13 protein-coding genes are annotated in these 14,139 nt (G+C 72.0%); 5 read left to right on the forward strand and 8 right to left on the reverse strand.

What is annotated here, in order from left to right:
* Nucleotides 1-24: 24 nt before the first annotated feature.
* Complete coding sequence (gene purU / locus GON04_RS26050) at nt 25-873, reverse strand: formyltetrahydrofolate deformylase (protein WP_157401032.1); 849 nt, start codon at nt 871-873, stop codon at nt 25-27.
* 97 nt (nt 874-970) lie between these two features.
* Between purU and GON04_RS26055 the strand changes: the two genes are divergently transcribed.
* Together GON04_RS26055 and aptA are read left to right on the forward strand one after the other, a co-directional pair.
* Entirely contained in the window at nt 971-1,672 is a 702-nt protein-coding gene (locus GON04_RS26055) for a DUF4197 domain-containing protein (protein WP_157401033.1), read from the forward strand.
* A gap of 49 nt (nt 1,673-1,721) precedes the next feature.
* Complete coding sequence (aptA, locus tag GON04_RS26060; RefSeq protein WP_157401034.1) at nt 1,722-3,056, forward strand: omega-aminotransferase AptA; 1,335 nt, start codon at nt 1,722-1,724, stop codon at nt 3,054-3,056.
* A gap of 25 nt (nt 3,057-3,081) precedes the next feature.
* Here aptA and GON04_RS26065 read toward each other — a convergent pair whose 3' ends face one another.
* Nucleotides 3,082-3,828, reverse strand: a complete 747-nt coding sequence (locus GON04_RS26065) for a ChaN family lipoprotein (protein ID WP_157401035.1) — start codon at nt 3,826-3,828, stop codon at nt 3,082-3,084.
* Between the two features lie 34 nt (nt 3,829-3,862).
* Here GON04_RS26065 and GON04_RS26070 point away from each other — a divergent pair, with 34 nt between their 5' ends.
* On the forward strand, nt 3,863-4,918 hold the full coding sequence (locus GON04_RS26070) for an AbrB family transcriptional regulator (protein ID WP_157401036.1): 1,056 nt from the start codon (nt 3,863-3,865) through the stop codon (nt 4,916-4,918).
* 27 nt (nt 4,919-4,945) lie between these two features.
* Here the strand turns inward: GON04_RS26070 and GON04_RS26075 are convergent, their stop codons facing one another.
* The 3 genes from GON04_RS26075 to GON04_RS26085 form a co-directional block, all read right to left on the reverse strand.
* Entirely contained in the window at nt 4,946-5,218 is a 273-nt protein-coding gene (locus GON04_RS26075) for a BTH_I0359 family protein (RefSeq protein WP_157401037.1), read from the reverse strand.
* Nucleotides 5,219-5,320: 102 nt separating this feature from the next.
* Nucleotides 5,321-6,397, reverse strand: a complete 1,077-nt coding sequence (locus GON04_RS26080; protein WP_157401038.1) for a DUF3108 domain-containing protein — start codon at nt 6,395-6,397, stop codon at nt 5,321-5,323.
* On the reverse strand, nt 6,394-7,170 hold the full coding sequence (locus GON04_RS26085; protein WP_157401039.1) for an IclR family transcriptional regulator: 777 nt from the start codon (nt 7,168-7,170) through the stop codon (nt 6,394-6,396). The genes GON04_RS26080 and GON04_RS26085 overlap by 4 nt, the downstream gene beginning before the upstream one ends.
* Before the next feature lie 107 nt (nt 7,171-7,277).
* On the opposite strand from GON04_RS26085, the gene GON04_RS26090 reads away from it, so the two are divergent.
* Nucleotides 7,278-8,285, forward strand: a complete 1,008-nt coding sequence (locus GON04_RS26090; protein WP_157401040.1) for a fumarylacetoacetate hydrolase family protein — start codon at nt 7,278-7,280, stop codon at nt 8,283-8,285.
* Between the two features lie 79 nt (nt 8,286-8,364).
* Nucleotides 8,365-10,044: an OPT/YSL family transporter gene (locus GON04_RS26095; RefSeq protein WP_157401128.1), complete on the forward strand. Its 1,680-nt coding sequence runs from the start codon at nt 8,365-8,367 to the stop codon at nt 10,042-10,044.
* A 6-nt stretch (nt 10,045-10,050) separates the two neighbouring features.
* Here the strand turns inward: GON04_RS26095 and GON04_RS26100 are convergent, their stop codons facing one another.
* The 3 genes from GON04_RS26100 to otsB all read right to left on the reverse strand — a co-directional run bounded on the left by GON04_RS26100 (nt 10,051) and on the right by otsB (nt 14,083).
* Nucleotides 10,051-11,460, reverse strand: a complete 1,410-nt coding sequence (locus GON04_RS26100; RefSeq protein ID WP_157401041.1) for an alpha,alpha-trehalose-phosphate synthase (UDP-forming) — start codon at nt 11,458-11,460, stop codon at nt 10,051-10,053.
* 83 nt (nt 11,461-11,543) lie between these two features.
* A complete protein-coding gene (locus GON04_RS26105; protein ID WP_157401042.1) occupies nt 11,544-13,340 on the reverse strand; it encodes a glycoside hydrolase family 15 protein in 1,797 nt (598 codons plus the stop codon).
* Entirely contained in the window at nt 13,337-14,083 is a 747-nt protein-coding gene (gene otsB / locus GON04_RS26110) for a trehalose-phosphatase (RefSeq protein WP_157401043.1), read from the reverse strand. The genes GON04_RS26105 and otsB overlap by 4 nt, the downstream gene beginning before the upstream one ends.
* Between the last annotated feature and the right edge of the window lie 56 nt (nt 14,084-14,139).

The raw sequence follows: 14,139 nt of genomic DNA on the forward strand, positions 1-14,139 counted from the left end.
GGCGCCGCTAGCTTGCGCGCGGCGTCAGCGGAACACCACGGTCCGGTGGCCGTTGACCAGCACCCGGTGCTCGCCGTGCCACTTCACCGCCCGCGCCAGCACCTGGCTCTCGGTGTCGCGGCCGACGGCGGTGAGCGCCTCCACCGTGTGGGCGTGGTCCACACGCGCCACGTCCTGCTCGATGATCGGGCCCTCGTCGAGGTCGGCGGTGACGTAGTGGGCGGTGGCGCCGATCAGCTTCACCCCGCGGTCGTGCGCCTGGTAGTAGGGCTTGGCGCCCTTGAAGCTGGGCAGGAAGCTGTGGTGGATGTTGATCGCCCGGCCGGCGAGCTTGCGGCACATCTCGTCGGACAGGATCTGCATGTAGCGCGCCAGCACCACCAGTTCGGCCTTCTCCGCCTCGATGATCTCGTACTGCCGTGCCTCGGCCTGGGCCTTGGTCGCCGCCGTCACCGGGATGTGGTGGAACGGGACGTTGTAGCTGGCCGCCAGCTGGTAGAACTCGCGGTGGTTGGAGACGATGGCCGCGATGTCGACCGGCAGCAGTCCGCTCTTCCAGCGGAACAGCAGGTCGTTCAGGCAATGGCCTTCCTTGCTCACCAGGATGACCGTGCGCAGCGGCTGGTTGGTGGCGTGGAGCTTCCAGCCCATCTGGAACGGCTCGCCGAACGACTGCAGCTGCACCTTCAGGTCCTCGTAGGTGAGCTGGTCGCAGCCGAACTGCACCCGCATGAAGAACAGCCCGGTGCCGGGGTCGTTGTACTGGGCCGCCTCCTCGATGTTGCCGCCCCGCTCGAGCAGGAATCCGGACACGGCATGCACGATCCCCGGGCGGTCGGGGCAGGACAGGGTGAGGATGTAGGAGTGGTTCATGGCGCCCCCCGATTGTCGCAGCCCGGCGGTTGCCCCGCCCCAGCCGCGCAGGGCATCATCGGCGCTCCCCATCCATCGCCCCATCGCTCAGCCGTCCATGCAACGCCGACCGTTCGCCCTTGCCCTCGCCCTCGCCGCCTCGCCCCTGGTGCTGCTGCCGCCCGCTGCCCGGGCCGGCGGGCTGGCCGCCCTCAGCGACGCCGACGCCAGCAAGGGCATCAAGGCGGCGCTGGAGACCGGCGCCCTGGCCGCGGTGCGGCTGCTGGGCGTGCAGGACGGCTTCCTGGCCAACCCCAAGGTGCACATCCCGTTGCCCGGCGCACTGCAGGAGGCGGCCAAGCTGCTCAAGGCGATCGGCCGCCGCCAGCAGGTGGAAGACCTCGAGCTGGCCCTCAACCGTGCCGCCGAGTCCGCCGTCCCGCTGGCCAGGAACCTGCTGGTGGACGCCGTGCGCACCATGTCGGTCAGCGACGCCAAGGGCATCCTCACCGGCGGCGACACCTCGGTCACCGCCTTCTTCGCCGACCGCACCCGCACCCCGCTGGCGGCCCAGTTCCTGCCGGTGGTGCACCAGGCCACCGCCCGGGTCGACCTGGCGGCCAAGTACGACCGCGTCGCCGGCCAGGCCGCCGGCTTCGGCCTGGTGAAGAAGGAGGACGCGAGCATCGACCACTACGTCACGCGCAAGGCCCTGGACGGCCTGTACCTGGTGATCGGCGAGGAGGAGAAGAAGATCCGCAGCAACCCGGTGGCCGCCGGCAGCGACATCCTGCGCAAGGTGTTCGGCGCCATTCGCTGAGGTCGGCGCCCGGCGTACGATCGACATCCGCATCCAGGAGAGCAGAGGCATGGCCTACACCGACTTCAACATGGACAACCAGTGGCTGCCGTTCACGCCGAACCGCCACTTCCGCAAGGACCCGCGCGTGTTCGTCGCCGCCGACGGCATGCACTTCACCACCCACGACGGCCGCCAGGTCATCGACGGCATCTCCAGCCTGTGGTGCGTGGGCGCGGGCCACAACCGCAAGCCGATCAACGACGCGATCAAGCAGCAGCTCGACACGCTGGACTACGCCACCGCCTTCCAGGCCTCGAACGACAAGGCCTTCAAGGCCGCCGAGGTGATCGCCGCGATGGCGCCCGGCGACCTGAACAAGGTGCTGTTCTGCAATTCCGGCTCGGAGGCGGCCGACACCTCGCTGAAGGTGGCGCTGGCCTACCACCGCGCCCGCGGCGAGGGCCACCGCACGCTGTTCATCGGCCGCGAGAAGGGCTACCACGGGGTCGGCTTCGGCGGCATGAGCGTGGGCGGCATCCCGGCCAACCGCAAGGCGTTCGGCAGCGCGCTGCTGCCGCGGGTGGACCACATGCGCTTCATCCACGACCCGGTGAACCACGCCTACGTGCACCACCAGGAACCGGTGTGGGCCGAGGACCCGCTGGCCGACCTGGAGCAGCGCATCCTGCCGCTGCACGACCCGAGCAACGTCGCGGCCATCATGGTCGAGCCGGTGGCGGGATCGGCCGGCTGGTACCTGCCGCCCAAGGGCTACCTGCAGCGGCTGCGCGAAATCTGCGACAAGCACGGCATCCTGCTCATCTTCGACGAGGTGATCACCGGCTTCGGCCGCATGGGCACGAACTTCGGCGCCGACTTCTACGGCGTGGTGCCCGACATGCTGAACTTTGCCAAGTGCGTGACCAACGGCGTCATCCCGCTCGGCGGCGTGATCTGCCGCGACAAGCTCTACGACACCATGATGAAGACCGACGCGCCCGAGCACGTGATCGAGTTCTTCCACGGCTACACCTATTCGGGCCACCCGGTCGCCTGCGCCGCCGCCATCGCCACGCTGCAGCTGTTCCAGCAGGAGAAACTGTTCGCGCGCGCCGGCGAGATGGGCCGGGTGCTGGGCGACGCCTTCCACGGCACCTTCAAGGGCCTGCCCAACGTGATCGGCATCCGCAGCATGGGGCTGGCCGCGGCGGTCGACCTGGCGCCCATGGCCGCAGCGCCGGGCAAGCGCGCCTACGACATCTTCCTCGACTGCTTCCACCACGGCGCGCTGGTGCGCCCGGCCGGGGACACGGTGGTGATCGCGCCGCCCTACATCGTCGAGAAGTCCCACATCGACCAGTTGGTGAACACGCTGGCCGACGCGATCCGGCGCCACGCCTGAGCGCGCCCGGCCTGGCTCCGCCCGGTCAGGCCGGCTGCCCGATCTGTCGCCGCAGGCCGGCGCAGTAGTCCTTGGCCTCGCTGTCCGCCGTGCGCGGCAGCCGCACCGACCGCACCACCAGCCGCGGCGGCAGGTGGCGCGGCACGCCCAGTGCCGGGTCGACATGGCCGCTGCCGGCCAGCAGCACCACCGTGCGCCCGCGCACCAGCGCGGACTCGATGGTCCGGGCCATGGCGAGGTCGCGTGCCACCTGCACCCGCACCATCAACCCCAGCTGCGCCGTGGGCAGCAGGTCGCAGTGGCCGGTGCGGATGGCCTCGCGTTGCGCCGCCAGCGCGGCGGCATCCAGCCGGTCGTCCAGGCTGGCATCGGCCATCGCGGCCCGCAGCTGCGCGCGCGGCAGGTTGGCACCGAGCACCGGCACGCCGGCCGCCACCGCGGCCATCACCGCCGGGCCGTAGGCGTCCCAGGGCCAGGCCTCGTCGTTCCAGCGCAGGGCGCGCAGCACGGTGGCCTCGCCGGCCGTCGGCGGCAGGCCGGCGGTGGTCGTGCCCTCCTCGGCCATCTCGAGCGCCAGCGCGGCCAGGCGGCCCTGGCCGGCGAACTCCTGCACCACCTGGCGGTGGGTGCTCTGGTGCCCGGCGTCGTCGTGCAGCTCGCCCAGCAGCACCACGTCGGCCTGGACCAGGTCCTGCAGGCGCGGGGTCATCGGCGCGCAGGCCGCCAGCGCCAGCAGGGCGAGGCCAATGGCAGCGCGGCGCACGGATGACATGCATCGATACTAAGCGTCTCCCGCCGTCCGCCGCATGCCGCCAGTCGTCCTCCTTCGCGTCACCGCCACCCTCGCCCTCGCCCTCGCCACCGCGGCGCTCTGTGCCTGGCTGCACACGCCCCTGCCCTGGATCCTGGGGCCGCTCATCGCCACCGCCGCGGCGTCCATGCTGGGCTTGCCGACGCAGAGCTCGACGCGGCTGCGCAATGCCGGCCAGCTGGTGATCGGCGTCGCGCTGGGCCTGTACTTCACGCCCCAGGTCACCGCCCTGGTCGGCCAGCTCTGGTGGGCCATCCTGCTGGGCATCGCCTGGGCCCTGCTGCTGGGCTGGGCGTTCGGGCGGCTGCTGCATCCGCTGGTGCGCGAGCACCTGCCGGGCTCGCCGGCCGAGCAGCGCGCCACCAGCTACTTCGCCGGTGCCATCGGCGGTGCCTCCGAGATGACGCTGCTGGCCGAGCGCGCCGGCGGCCGCACCGACCTGGTGGCTGCCGCGCACAGCCTGCGCCTGCTGGTGGTGACGCTCACGCTGCCGGTGGCGATCACGGCCAGCGGCCTGCACGGCGTCGATCCCAGCCTGCCCGGCCCGCGCACCGTCGTGCCGCTGGGCCTGCTGGTGCTGGGCGCCGGCGCCTGGGTCGGCTCCTGGCTGATGGCACGCACCGGCCGCGCCAACCCCTGGTTCATCGGGGCGCTGCTGGTGGCCATGGGCCTGACGATGAGCGGGATCGAGCTGTCGGCCGTGCCGCAGGCGCTGAGCAATGCGGCCCAGCTGGTGATCGGCATCAGCCTGGGGGTGCGCTTCCGGGCCGAGTTCATCCACACGGCGCCGCGCTGGCTGGCCGCCGTGGCGGCCGGGACGGTGGTGATGCTGGTGACCAGCGCGCTGTTCGGGGTGGGGCTGGGCTGGCTGGCCGGGCTGCATCCGGCGACGATGGTGCTGGGGACCTCGCCGGGCGGTATCGCCGAGATGGCGATCACCGCCAAGGTGCTGCAGCTGGGGGTGCCGGTGGTGACCGCGTTCCAGGTCTGCCGGCTGATCGCCATCCTGGTGCTGGTCGAGCCGCTGTACCGGCGCGGGATGCTGCGCTAGCCGGCCGGGGCCGGCCGGCCGCCGGGCTCAGTGCATGACGAGCGGGTTCTGCGCCAGTTCGGCGTAACCGTCGAGCGTCTCCTCCACTTCCTCCTGCGTGGGAGTGTTCAGCTGCCAGGCGTTGATCTGGCGCTGGAACGCCTCCGCCCAGGTGCCGTCGAGGTACACCTCCTTGTTCGATCGCTTGTCCACGATCTCGAAGCCGTGCCGCACGATGGGCGGAGGAGCCTCGCCATCGACCGGTTCGTTCGCCTGCATGTGCACGACGACGAACGTATCGGAGTCATAAAGCATTTGCATGGTGGAGTCCTTTGCCCTTGCAGATAGCGACGTTGGATCCGGATACAAGACAGACTCCGGGCCGCGGCTTTCCATGGCTTCCAGAGTAGGCGGGGCAGCGGCTCAGCGTTTGTCGGTGCCGGACCACTGCATGTCGAGCCAATCGCCATTGGGCGGTGTCAGACGCAGGCGAACCGGGGCGTAGTCCGGTCCGGGACCGAGCCAGACCTCCAGCCGCAGGTCGTACTCGCGCTGGGGGGCGCGCGTGAGCTTGACGGTGCGGAGGCGGCCGGCCGGCAATGCGAGGTCATCGGGACCCTCGACGACATAGTCCCAGGGCTGCGCCTCGCGCGTGCCGGCCGTCTGCAAGGTGACCACCGTGCCGGCGACCAGCCGCGCCGGGTCGGCGGCCGCCAGCGCCGCCAGCTGCACCAGCGCGCTGACCCGGTCCTGCGCCCCGGGCAGCAGCGGCGCGTCGGGCCGGTTGCTGCTGAAGACGATGCGGCCCGGCCCGCGCTCGAAGTGGGTGGCCTGTTCGGTGCGGCTGCGGTCCGAGTAGCGCGTCGGTGCCAGGCCCTGGTCGGTCAGCCGGCCCACGCTGCGCTGCAGCCGTTCCGGCAGCGGCGGCACCTGCACCTGCAGCACGGCCTCATAGGCGCCGTCCGTGGGCTGCCACGCCAGGTCGGCGCGGCCCTGCAGGGTGACGCCGCGGTGCAGCGCGGTGGCCTGGTAGTGCCAGCGGGCCGGCGGCGGCAGCAGCAAGCGGGGCGGCGTGGTCGCGGTGGCGGGGGGCGTCGGGAGCGGGGCGGTGGTGGCGGTGGGGGCGGCCGAGGTGGCGGCAGAGGTGGCGCTAGAGGTGGCCTGGGTCGCGTCGGCGGCTGGCACTGGCGGCGCCGGCCGGCGGGCGTTGTCGGGTCGTGCGGCCGGTGCCGGTCCCGGTGCCGGCGCGGGTGCCGGCGCGGGTGCGGGTGCGGGTGCGATGTGGGGGCGCTCCGGCGCGGCCACCACCGTCTGCGCGACTGGTTCCGGCGGCAGCACGGGCGCCACGGCCGGCAGCAGCGCGCGCACGACCCGTGGCGGCGCCGGTGGGTCCCAGGTGATGCGCGCCGGGGCGCCCTGCAGCAGCAGCGCGTGCAGCGCCAGCACGCCGGCCGTGAGCGCCGCCAGCGGCCGCCAGGGCACGCCGGCGGCGGGGCTCATCCCCGCCAGCCCAGGTCGCTCGACAGCTGGGCCGCCGCCTGCTGCAGCGGGCCGTGGACGGCGCCGTCCCAGGCGCCGTCGAAGGTGCCGGTGGGACCGAGCGCGACGATGCCCAGCGCCATGTGGCCGTCGGCGTCGAACACCGGCACGCAGAACCCGACGATGCCCGGCAGCAGCACGTCGACGACCCGGGCGGCGCCGCGCGCGCGCACCTCCTCGAACAGCGCGCGCGCCTGCGCCAGCGTGGTCGGCACGTCGGTGCGGCCCTGCTTCTGGGCCCGCGCCAGTTCCTCCCGCAGCAGCCCGGCGATGGCGTCCTTGGGCGCGTGGGCCGCGAAGCAGCGGCCGGTGGCCGACGACAGCAGCGGCATCACGTCGCCCAGGCGCAGGTTGACGGTGACGGCGGTGGGCGACTCCTCCCAGTGCACCACGGTGGGCCCGTGGTTGCCCCACACCGCCAGCGCCAGCGTGTGGCCGATGCGCTCGACCAGCACGGCGACGCGTTCGCGCGCCAGCTTGACCGCATCGAGCCGCTCGAGCGACGCCAGCCCCAGCTTGAGTGCGGCGGGGCCCAGGTCGTAGCGGGTGCTGGCGGGGTCCTGCACCACCAGCTGCAGGCGCTGGAAGCTCACGAGGTAGCGGTGCGCCTTGGCGGCGCTCATGCCGGCGGCGGCGGCGAGGTCGCGCAGCATCAGCGGCCCGGCCGCCTCGCCGAGCGCCTGCAGCAGCCCGAAGCCGACTTCGACCGACTGGATGCCGGCGCGCTTCGTCATGCCGGAAGGCATCCGCTAGAATTTCGATTAGGTAAATTCATTTCACTATGCGTAACGCGTGGAGTCGCAGCGACTCTAGCGCAGCATGCCAACCGGAAGCAACCTGGATGAAGCTCGCGACGTACAAGGACGGCTCCCGCGATGGCCAGTTGGTGGTCGTCTCGCGCGACCTGGCGACGGCCCATTATGCGACCGGCATCGCCGGCAAATTGCAGCAGGCGCTGGACGACTGGGGCTTCGTCGCCCCCCAGTTGCAGGACCTGTCGGAGGCCCTGAACCAGGGCAAGTCGCGGCACGCGTTCCCGTTCGAGCCGCAGCGCTGCATGGCGCCGCTGCCGCGGGCCTACCAGTGGGCCGACGGCTCGGCCTACATCAACCACGTGGAGCTGGTGCGCGCGGCGCGCAAGGCGCAGGTGCCGCCCACCTACTACACCGACCCGCTGATGTACCAGGGCGGCAGCGACGACTTCCTGGGCCCGTGCGACCCGGTGCTGGTGCCCAGCGAGGACTTCGGCATCGACTTCGAGGCCGAGGTGGCGGTGGTCACCGGCGACGTGCCCATGGGCGCCAGCCCCGAGCAGGCGCTGGACGGCATCCGGCTGGTGATGCTGGCCAACGACGTCAGCCTGCGCAACCTGATCCCGGACGAACTGGCCAAGGGCTTCGGCTTCTTCCAGAGCAAGCCGGCCACCGCGTTCAGCCCGGTGGCGGTCACGCTGGACGAACTGGGTGACGCGTGGCAAGGTGGGCGCGTGCACCTCACCCTGCAATCGACCTGGAACGGCCGCCGCGTCGGGATGTGCGACGCCGGGCCCGAGATGACCTTCCACTTCGGCCAGCTGGTCGCCCACATCTGCAAGACGCGCAACGTGCGCGCCGGCAGCATCGTCGGCTCGGGCACCGTCAGCAACAAGGGCGTCGAGCAGGACGGCCGCACCGAATGGCCCAAGGGCTACAGCTGCATCGCCGAGAAGCGCGCCATCGAGACCATCCAGGACGGCCAGCCGTCCACCGCCTTCATGCAGTTCGGCGACACCATCCGCATCGAGATGAAGGGCAAGGACGGCCAGTCGGTGTTCGGCGCCATCGACCAGACGGTCGCCGCGCAGCGCTAGGGCCGCACCGTTGGCGCGCTGGTCCTGGCTGCCGCGCGAACACAGCTGGGGCTACCACGCGCTGCTGGGCGCGGCGGGCATGCTGGTGCTGGGCCCGCTGGCCGGCGTGACGGCGGCCTACATGAACTTCTCGCTCGGCTTCTTCGTCGGCGGCCAGGTGCTGGCGGGGCTGCTCGGCTCCGCCGTGACGGCCGGCTACGGCCGCAGCGGCCAGCATGGCGCCAACTACATCCAGACCGCCGCCGCCTCGGTGGCCAGCATGAGCGGCATGGCGGTGCTGGTGCAGGCCATGGCCTGGCTGGGGCTGCCGCAGCCGCCGGCCTGGCAGCTGGTGGCCTACTTCGCCTGCATCGGCCTGTTCGGCGTCGGCGTCGGCATGCTGTACACGCCGGTCCTGGTCGACCGCCTGCGGCTGGCCTATCCGTCGGGGCTGGCCGTGGCCAACATCCTGCGCGCGCTCACCGACGCCCGGCTGCTGCGCCATTCGATGACCCGCCTGGGCGGCGGGGCGGCCGCCGGCCTGGCCGTGGGGCTGGCGGCCAGCCGCTTCGCCTGGCTGGGCGCGCTCGAGGTCTCCGCCTCCACCTTCGGCGCCGGGCTGATCGTGGGCGCCCGCATCGGCATCCCGGCGGTCGTCGGCGGCCTGATCGGCTGGGCGCTGCAGCCGTCCTTCGTCGCGATCGGCTGGCTGCAGGCCGGCGACCCGCCGCGCAAGATCATGTTCCTGCTGGCGCTGGGCACCATCATGGGCGCCGCCGTCGTCGACCTCGCACTGGTGCTGCGCCAGGCGCTGGCCGCCGCCCGCGCGCCGGCGCCGGCCGTGCAGGCGCCCGACTGGCGCCGGGTCGACCAGCGCCGCCTGTGGGCCTGGGTGGTGGCCTGGGGCGCGGCGACGGCGGCCACCGGCCACTGGCTGCTGCAGCAGCCGCTGCCGTACCTGCTGGTGGCGATCGTCCTGGTGTTCCTGTTCGCCCTGGTCAACGGCATCGCCGCCGGCGTCAGCGACTCCAACCCGATCTCGTCCGCCTTCGTCGTCAGCGTGGTGGTGATGGCGGCGCTGGGCCTGGCCGAGCCCGCCGTCGGCCTGATGGCCGGCGCCATCCTGCTGGTGTCCACCAGCGTCGCCTGCGACATGCAGCAGGACCGCTCCACCGGCTGGCGGCTGGGCACGCCGCGGGTGCTGCAGTTCCGCTACCAGGTGCTGGGCATCCTGGTCGGCGCGGTGCTGGCGGTCGCGTTCGCGCGCCTGTTCATGGCGGCCTACCCGGTGCTGCTGCAGGACCAGACGCTGATGCGGGCCGGCCAGCAGCCGCCCGAGTGGGGCTCGGCGATGACGTACAAGTTCGTCGGCGTGCTGCGCAGCCTCACCGACGACCAGCCGCACCAGCGGCGCGCGATCGCCATCGGCATCGGCATCGGCTTCGCCATCGAGGTCGCACGCAAGTGGCTGCGTTCCCGCTCCCGCTACCGGCAGGCACTCGCGACGGCGCGCGGGCGCCGGCTCGACTTCGTCGTCGACGCGGTGCTGCTGCCCTCGCCCTATGCGCTGTCGTTCGGCGGCTTCGTCAACCTGCCCACCGCGCTGTGGCTGGGCGGCGGCGGGGTGGTGGCCAGCCTGCTGCAACTGCGGGCGCCGCGCCGGCCCGACGTGCCGGCCGACATGGGTGGGATGTCGCTGCTGGGCGGCGGCCTGATCGCCGGCGACGCGCTGGCCGCCCTCGGGCTGGGCCTGGCCGGCCTGCTCGCCACCGTGTTCTGACGGCGCTCACAGGCGCAGCCAGGGCGTGCCGCTCTCGTGGGCCTCGGTCTGGCCGAGCAGGTGCAGGAACGAGTCGCACCACCAGTGCACGTCGGTGCGGCGGATCGTGGCCAGCATCGCCACGTGGCGCTCGCGCCGCTCCTCCACCGGCATCTGCAGCGCGACGTGGATGGCGGCGGCGGTGGCCTCGGTGTCGTACGGGTTGACCAGCAGCGCCTCTTTCAGCTGCTCGGCCGCGCCGGCGAAGCGCGACAGCACCAGCACGCCGGGGTCCTCGGGGTCCTGCGACGCGATGAACTCCTTGGCCACCAGGTTCATGCCGTCGCGCAGCGGCGTCACCAGCGCCACCCGGCTGGCCCGGTACAGCCCCGGCAGGCGCGAGCGCGCCACCGTGCGGTGCATGTAGCGCACCGGCATCCATTCGAGCTCGCCGTAGTTGCCGTTGATCGAGCCGCACAGGCTCTCGAGCTCGTGCAGGATGTCGGTGTAGGCGCTGACGTCCTCGCGGCTGGGCGAGGCGATCTGGATCAGCGTGGCGCTGTTGCGCGTGTCCGGGTACTTGGCCAGCAGCTCGCGGAAGGCGCGCATGCGCTGCGGCAGGCCCTTCGAGTAGTCGAGCCGGTCCACCCCCACCAGCAGCTTGCGGCGCGAGTACTCCCGGCGCATCCGCTCGTACATGTCGACCGCCTCGATCCCCTGGGTGAGCGCGTTGAACTCCTGCACGTCGATGCCGATCGGGAACGCGCCCGCCTGCAGGGTGCGGTTGAACACCCGCCAGCGCCCCTCGCCCAGGTCCTGCGCGTGGGCCTCGCTGCGGATGGTGTCGGTGAAGTGCTCCAGGTCGGCCCCGCTCTGGAAGCCCACCAGGTCGTAGGCGCACAGGCCCTTGACCAGCCAGTCGTGCCCCGGGATGGCGGCCAGGATCAGCGGCGGCGGCAGCGGGATGTGCAGGAAGTAGCCGATGCGCTGCTGGCAGCCGAGCGCGCGCAGTTCGGCCGCCAGCGGGATCAGGTGGTAGTCCTGCACCCACAGGATGTCGTCGGGCCGCAGCAGCGGCAGCAGCTGGCGCGCGAACAGCTGGTTCACGCGCCGGTAGCCCTCGATGTAGCCGGCATCGAAGTCGGCCAGGTCGAGCCGGTAGTGGAACACCGGCCACAGCACCCCGTTCGAGTAGCCGACGTAGAAGGCGTCGTAGTCGACGCGCGTCAGGTCCATGGTGGCCAGCGTGACCTGGCCGGCGTGGTGCATCCGCACCGGCTGCGGGCTGCCGGCCGGCCGGTCGACCAGCTTGCCGCTCCAGCCGAACCACAGCCCGCCGCTGTTGTTCAGCACCTCGCCCAGGGCCACCGCCAGCCCGCCGGCGGCGGTCTTGCGCGGGTCGGCGACGCGGTTGGAGACGACGACCAGGCGCGACATGGTTCAGCGTGGAGGGTGGGTGGTGGAGCGGGCGCGGGCCGGCGGGGCTGCCGCGCGCGCGGTGGGATGACCGGCGGCGGCCCTCAGATCACCGTGTCCCACGGCGTCGACAGGCGGACCGCGGCGTTGATCAGGCCGACCATGGAGTAGGTCTGCGGGAAGTTTCCCCACATCTCGCCGGTGGTGGCATGGGTGTCCTCGGACAGCAGGCCGAGCGGGTTGCGGCTCTTGAGCATGACCTCGAAGATCTCGCGCGCCTGCTCCTTGCGGCCGATGCGCGCCAGCGCGTCGATGCGCCAGAAGGTGCAGATGTTGAACGCCGTCTCCGGCTTGCCGAAATCGTCGGCCGCCTCGTAGCGGCGCATGTACGGGCCGTCGCACAGCGAGGCCTCGAGCGCGTCGACGGTGGCCACGAAGCGCGGGTCGCGCGGGTCAATGATGTTCACCTCCGCCATCAGCAGCGCGCTGGCATCGAGGTCGCGGCCGCCGAAGCTCTCGGCGAAGGCCTGGCGCTCCTCGCTCCACGATTCGTTGAGGATGCGCTCGCGGATGGTGGTGGCGCGCTCGGCCCAGTAGTTGGCGCGGTCCTTCAGGCCCAGCGCGACGGCCACCTTGGCCAGCCGGTCGCAGGCGGCCCAGCTCATGAGCGCCGACGAGGTGTGGATGCGCGCCCGCGTGCGCAGCTCCCACATGCCGGCGTCGGGTTCCGAGTAGACCCGGAACGCCTGCTCGCCCACCGCCTCGAGCGAGGCGAACTCGGTGCGCCCGGCGCGCTTGAGCAGCCGGTGGTCGTGGAAGGCCTGGGCGGCGCCCAGCACGATGTTGCCGTACACGTCGTGCTGGAAGTGCTCGGCCGCCTGGTTGCCCACGCGCACCGGCCCCATGCCGCGGTACCCGGGCAGGTGCTCCAGGATGGCCTCGCCCAGGTTCTCCTCCTGGCCGACGCCGTACAGCGGCTGGATGTGGCCGCCGCGCGAGCGCACCACCACGTTGTTGAGCCAGCGCAGGTACTCCTCCATGGTCGCCACTTCGGAGATGCTGTTGAGCGCGCGCACGACGAAGAACGCGTCGCGCAACCAGCAGTAGCGGTAGTCCCAGTTGCGCCCGCTGTTGGCCGCCTCGGGGATGCTGGTGGTCATCGCCGCCACGATGGCGCCGGTGTCCTCGAACAGCGACAGCTTGAGCGTGATGGCGGCCCGGATCACCGCGTCCTGCCACTCCAGCGGCACCGCCAGCGCGCGCGACCAGTTGCGCCAGTAGGACGCCGTGTCCTGCTCGAAGGCGCGCGCGGTGTCCTCGATGCCGCCGGTGAGCGTTTCGTCCGGCCCGAGGATGAAGTTCAGCGGCCGGTCGACCACGAAGAAGGTCTCGGACAGGATGTAGTCGATCGGCGCGTCGGTGTTGACGCGCAGCGTCTGCTGCGAGCCGACGTAGCGCAGGTGGGTGCTGCCGCGGGTGATGTGCGGCACCTCGCGGCCCCAGTCGAAGCGCGGCCGCAGCACCACCCGCATGCGCGGCGTGCCGCCCAGCACCCGCACGCGGCGGATCATGGTCAGCGGCCGGAAGGTGCGGCCGCGGCTCCAGAAGCGCGGCGCGAAGTCGGTGATCTCGATGCCCTGGCCCTGGCGGTCGTACAGCCGTGTGCGCAGGATGGCGGTATTGGGCTCGTACTGGTGCTCGCTGCGCGCGAAGTCCTCCAGCTCGAAGGCCCACAGGCTGCCGTTCTCGCTCGGGTCGAGCAGGCCGTTGAACACCGGATCGCTGTCGAAGCGCGGCAGGCAGCACCAGACGATGTTGCCGCGCTCGTCGACCAGGGCGCTGTACGCGCAGTTGCCGATGATGCCGAGGTTGAGGTTCTGGACCGAGGTGTTGGCTTTCATGCCCTTGCCCTTGCCGTGGCCTTGGTGGCCATGGCGGTATCGAATGCTTGGCGCAGTGCGCCGGGATCGGCCAGACGCTGGTGGGCGATGGTGGGGCCTTCCCCCACCTTCACGCCCAGTCCGCCGAGGCGCTGGACGGCGGAAAAACCCGCCTCGTCGGTGACGTCGTCGCCGATGAACACCGGCACGCGGCCGGCATACGGTGGCTCGTTGAGGAAGGCCTCGATGGCCAGGCCCTTGCTCGCGCCCCCCGGCTTGGCCTCCACCACCATCTTGCCGCGCAGCAGCGTCAGCCCGGGCGAGCGGTCGATCGCATCCTGCATGGTGGCCAGGCAGACGGCTTCGAGCTCCGGCGCGCGCCGGTAGTGGACGGCGATCGAGGCCTGTTTGTGTTCGATCAGCAGCGCCGGATGGGCGGCGCCCAGCGCCATCGCTGCCGCTTCGACGGCCTGCAGGGGATGGGCGGCGGCGCGCACCAGCACGTCGGCGGCGGTCCGGCGCTCGACGCCGTGGATGCCGGCGGTGGGCAGGCGCAGCGGCGCCAGGAACTCGTCGATCTCGGCGATCGGGCGGCCGCTCACCACCGCGACCGCGCCGCCGAGGTATTGGTGCAGGGCGCCGAGCGTGGGCACCAGGCTGGAGTGAACGGTCACCGCGCCGGGTTCCGGTGCGATGTCGACCAGCGTGCCGTCGAAATCCAGGAAGAGGGCGCAGGCGGGACTGAGCAGGTCCACGAAATTCATGGGCGCCAACCGTACCACCGCACCCAGCCCGGCGGCGGGTCCCGCAGCCGCCGCCA

Origin of the sequence: Ramlibacter pinisoli (assembly GCF_009758015.1) — a bacterium.
Lineage (GTDB): Bacteria > Pseudomonadota > Gammaproteobacteria > Burkholderiales > Burkholderiaceae_C > Ramlibacter > Ramlibacter pinisoli.

What these genes read in the sequence shown, in the direction of transcription:
- GON04_RS26090 (WP_157401040.1), top strand. Translation starts at nt 7,278, where the DNA reads ATGAAGCTCGCGACGTACAAGGACGGCTCCCGCGATGGCCAGTTGGTG.
- GON04_RS26065 (WP_157401035.1), bottom strand. Translation starts at nt 3,828, where the DNA reads ATGTCATCCGTGCGCCGCGCTGCCATTGGCCTCGCCCTGCTGGCGCTG.
- GON04_RS26075 (WP_157401037.1), bottom strand. Translation starts at nt 5,218, where the DNA reads ATGCAAATGCTTTATGACTCCGATACGTTCGTCGTCGTGCACATGCAG.
- aptA (WP_157401034.1), top strand. Translation starts at nt 1,722, where the DNA reads ATGGCCTACACCGACTTCAACATGGACAACCAGTGGCTGCCGTTCACG.
- GON04_RS26070 (WP_157401036.1), top strand. Translation starts at nt 3,863, where the DNA reads ATGCCGCCAGTCGTCCTCCTTCGCGTCACCGCCACCCTCGCCCTCGCC.
- GON04_RS26055 (WP_157401033.1), top strand. Translation starts at nt 971, where the DNA reads ATGCAACGCCGACCGTTCGCCCTTGCCCTCGCCCTCGCCGCCTCGCCC.
- GON04_RS26085 (WP_157401039.1), bottom strand. Translation starts at nt 7,170, where the DNA reads ATGACGAAGCGCGCCGGCATCCAGTCGGTCGAAGTCGGCTTCGGGCTG.
- GON04_RS26100 (WP_157401041.1), bottom strand. Translation starts at nt 11,460, where the DNA reads ATGTCGCGCCTGGTCGTCGTCTCCAACCGCGTCGCCGACCCGCGCAAG.
- otsB (WP_157401043.1), bottom strand. Translation starts at nt 14,083, where the DNA reads ATGAATTTCGTGGACCTGCTCAGTCCCGCCTGCGCCCTCTTCCTGGAT.
- purU (WP_157401032.1), bottom strand. Translation starts at nt 873, where the DNA reads ATGAACCACTCCTACATCCTCACCCTGTCCTGCCCCGACCGCCCGGGG.
- GON04_RS26095 (WP_157401128.1), top strand. Translation starts at nt 8,365, where the DNA reads ATGCTGGTGCTGGGCCCGCTGGCCGGCGTGACGGCGGCCTACATGAAC.
- GON04_RS26105 (WP_157401042.1), bottom strand. Translation starts at nt 13,340, where the DNA reads ATGAAAGCCAACACCTCGGTCCAGAACCTCAACCTCGGCATCATCGGC.
- GON04_RS26080 (WP_157401038.1), bottom strand. Translation starts at nt 6,397, where the DNA reads ATGAGCCCCGCCGCCGGCGTGCCCTGGCGGCCGCTGGCGGCGCTCACG.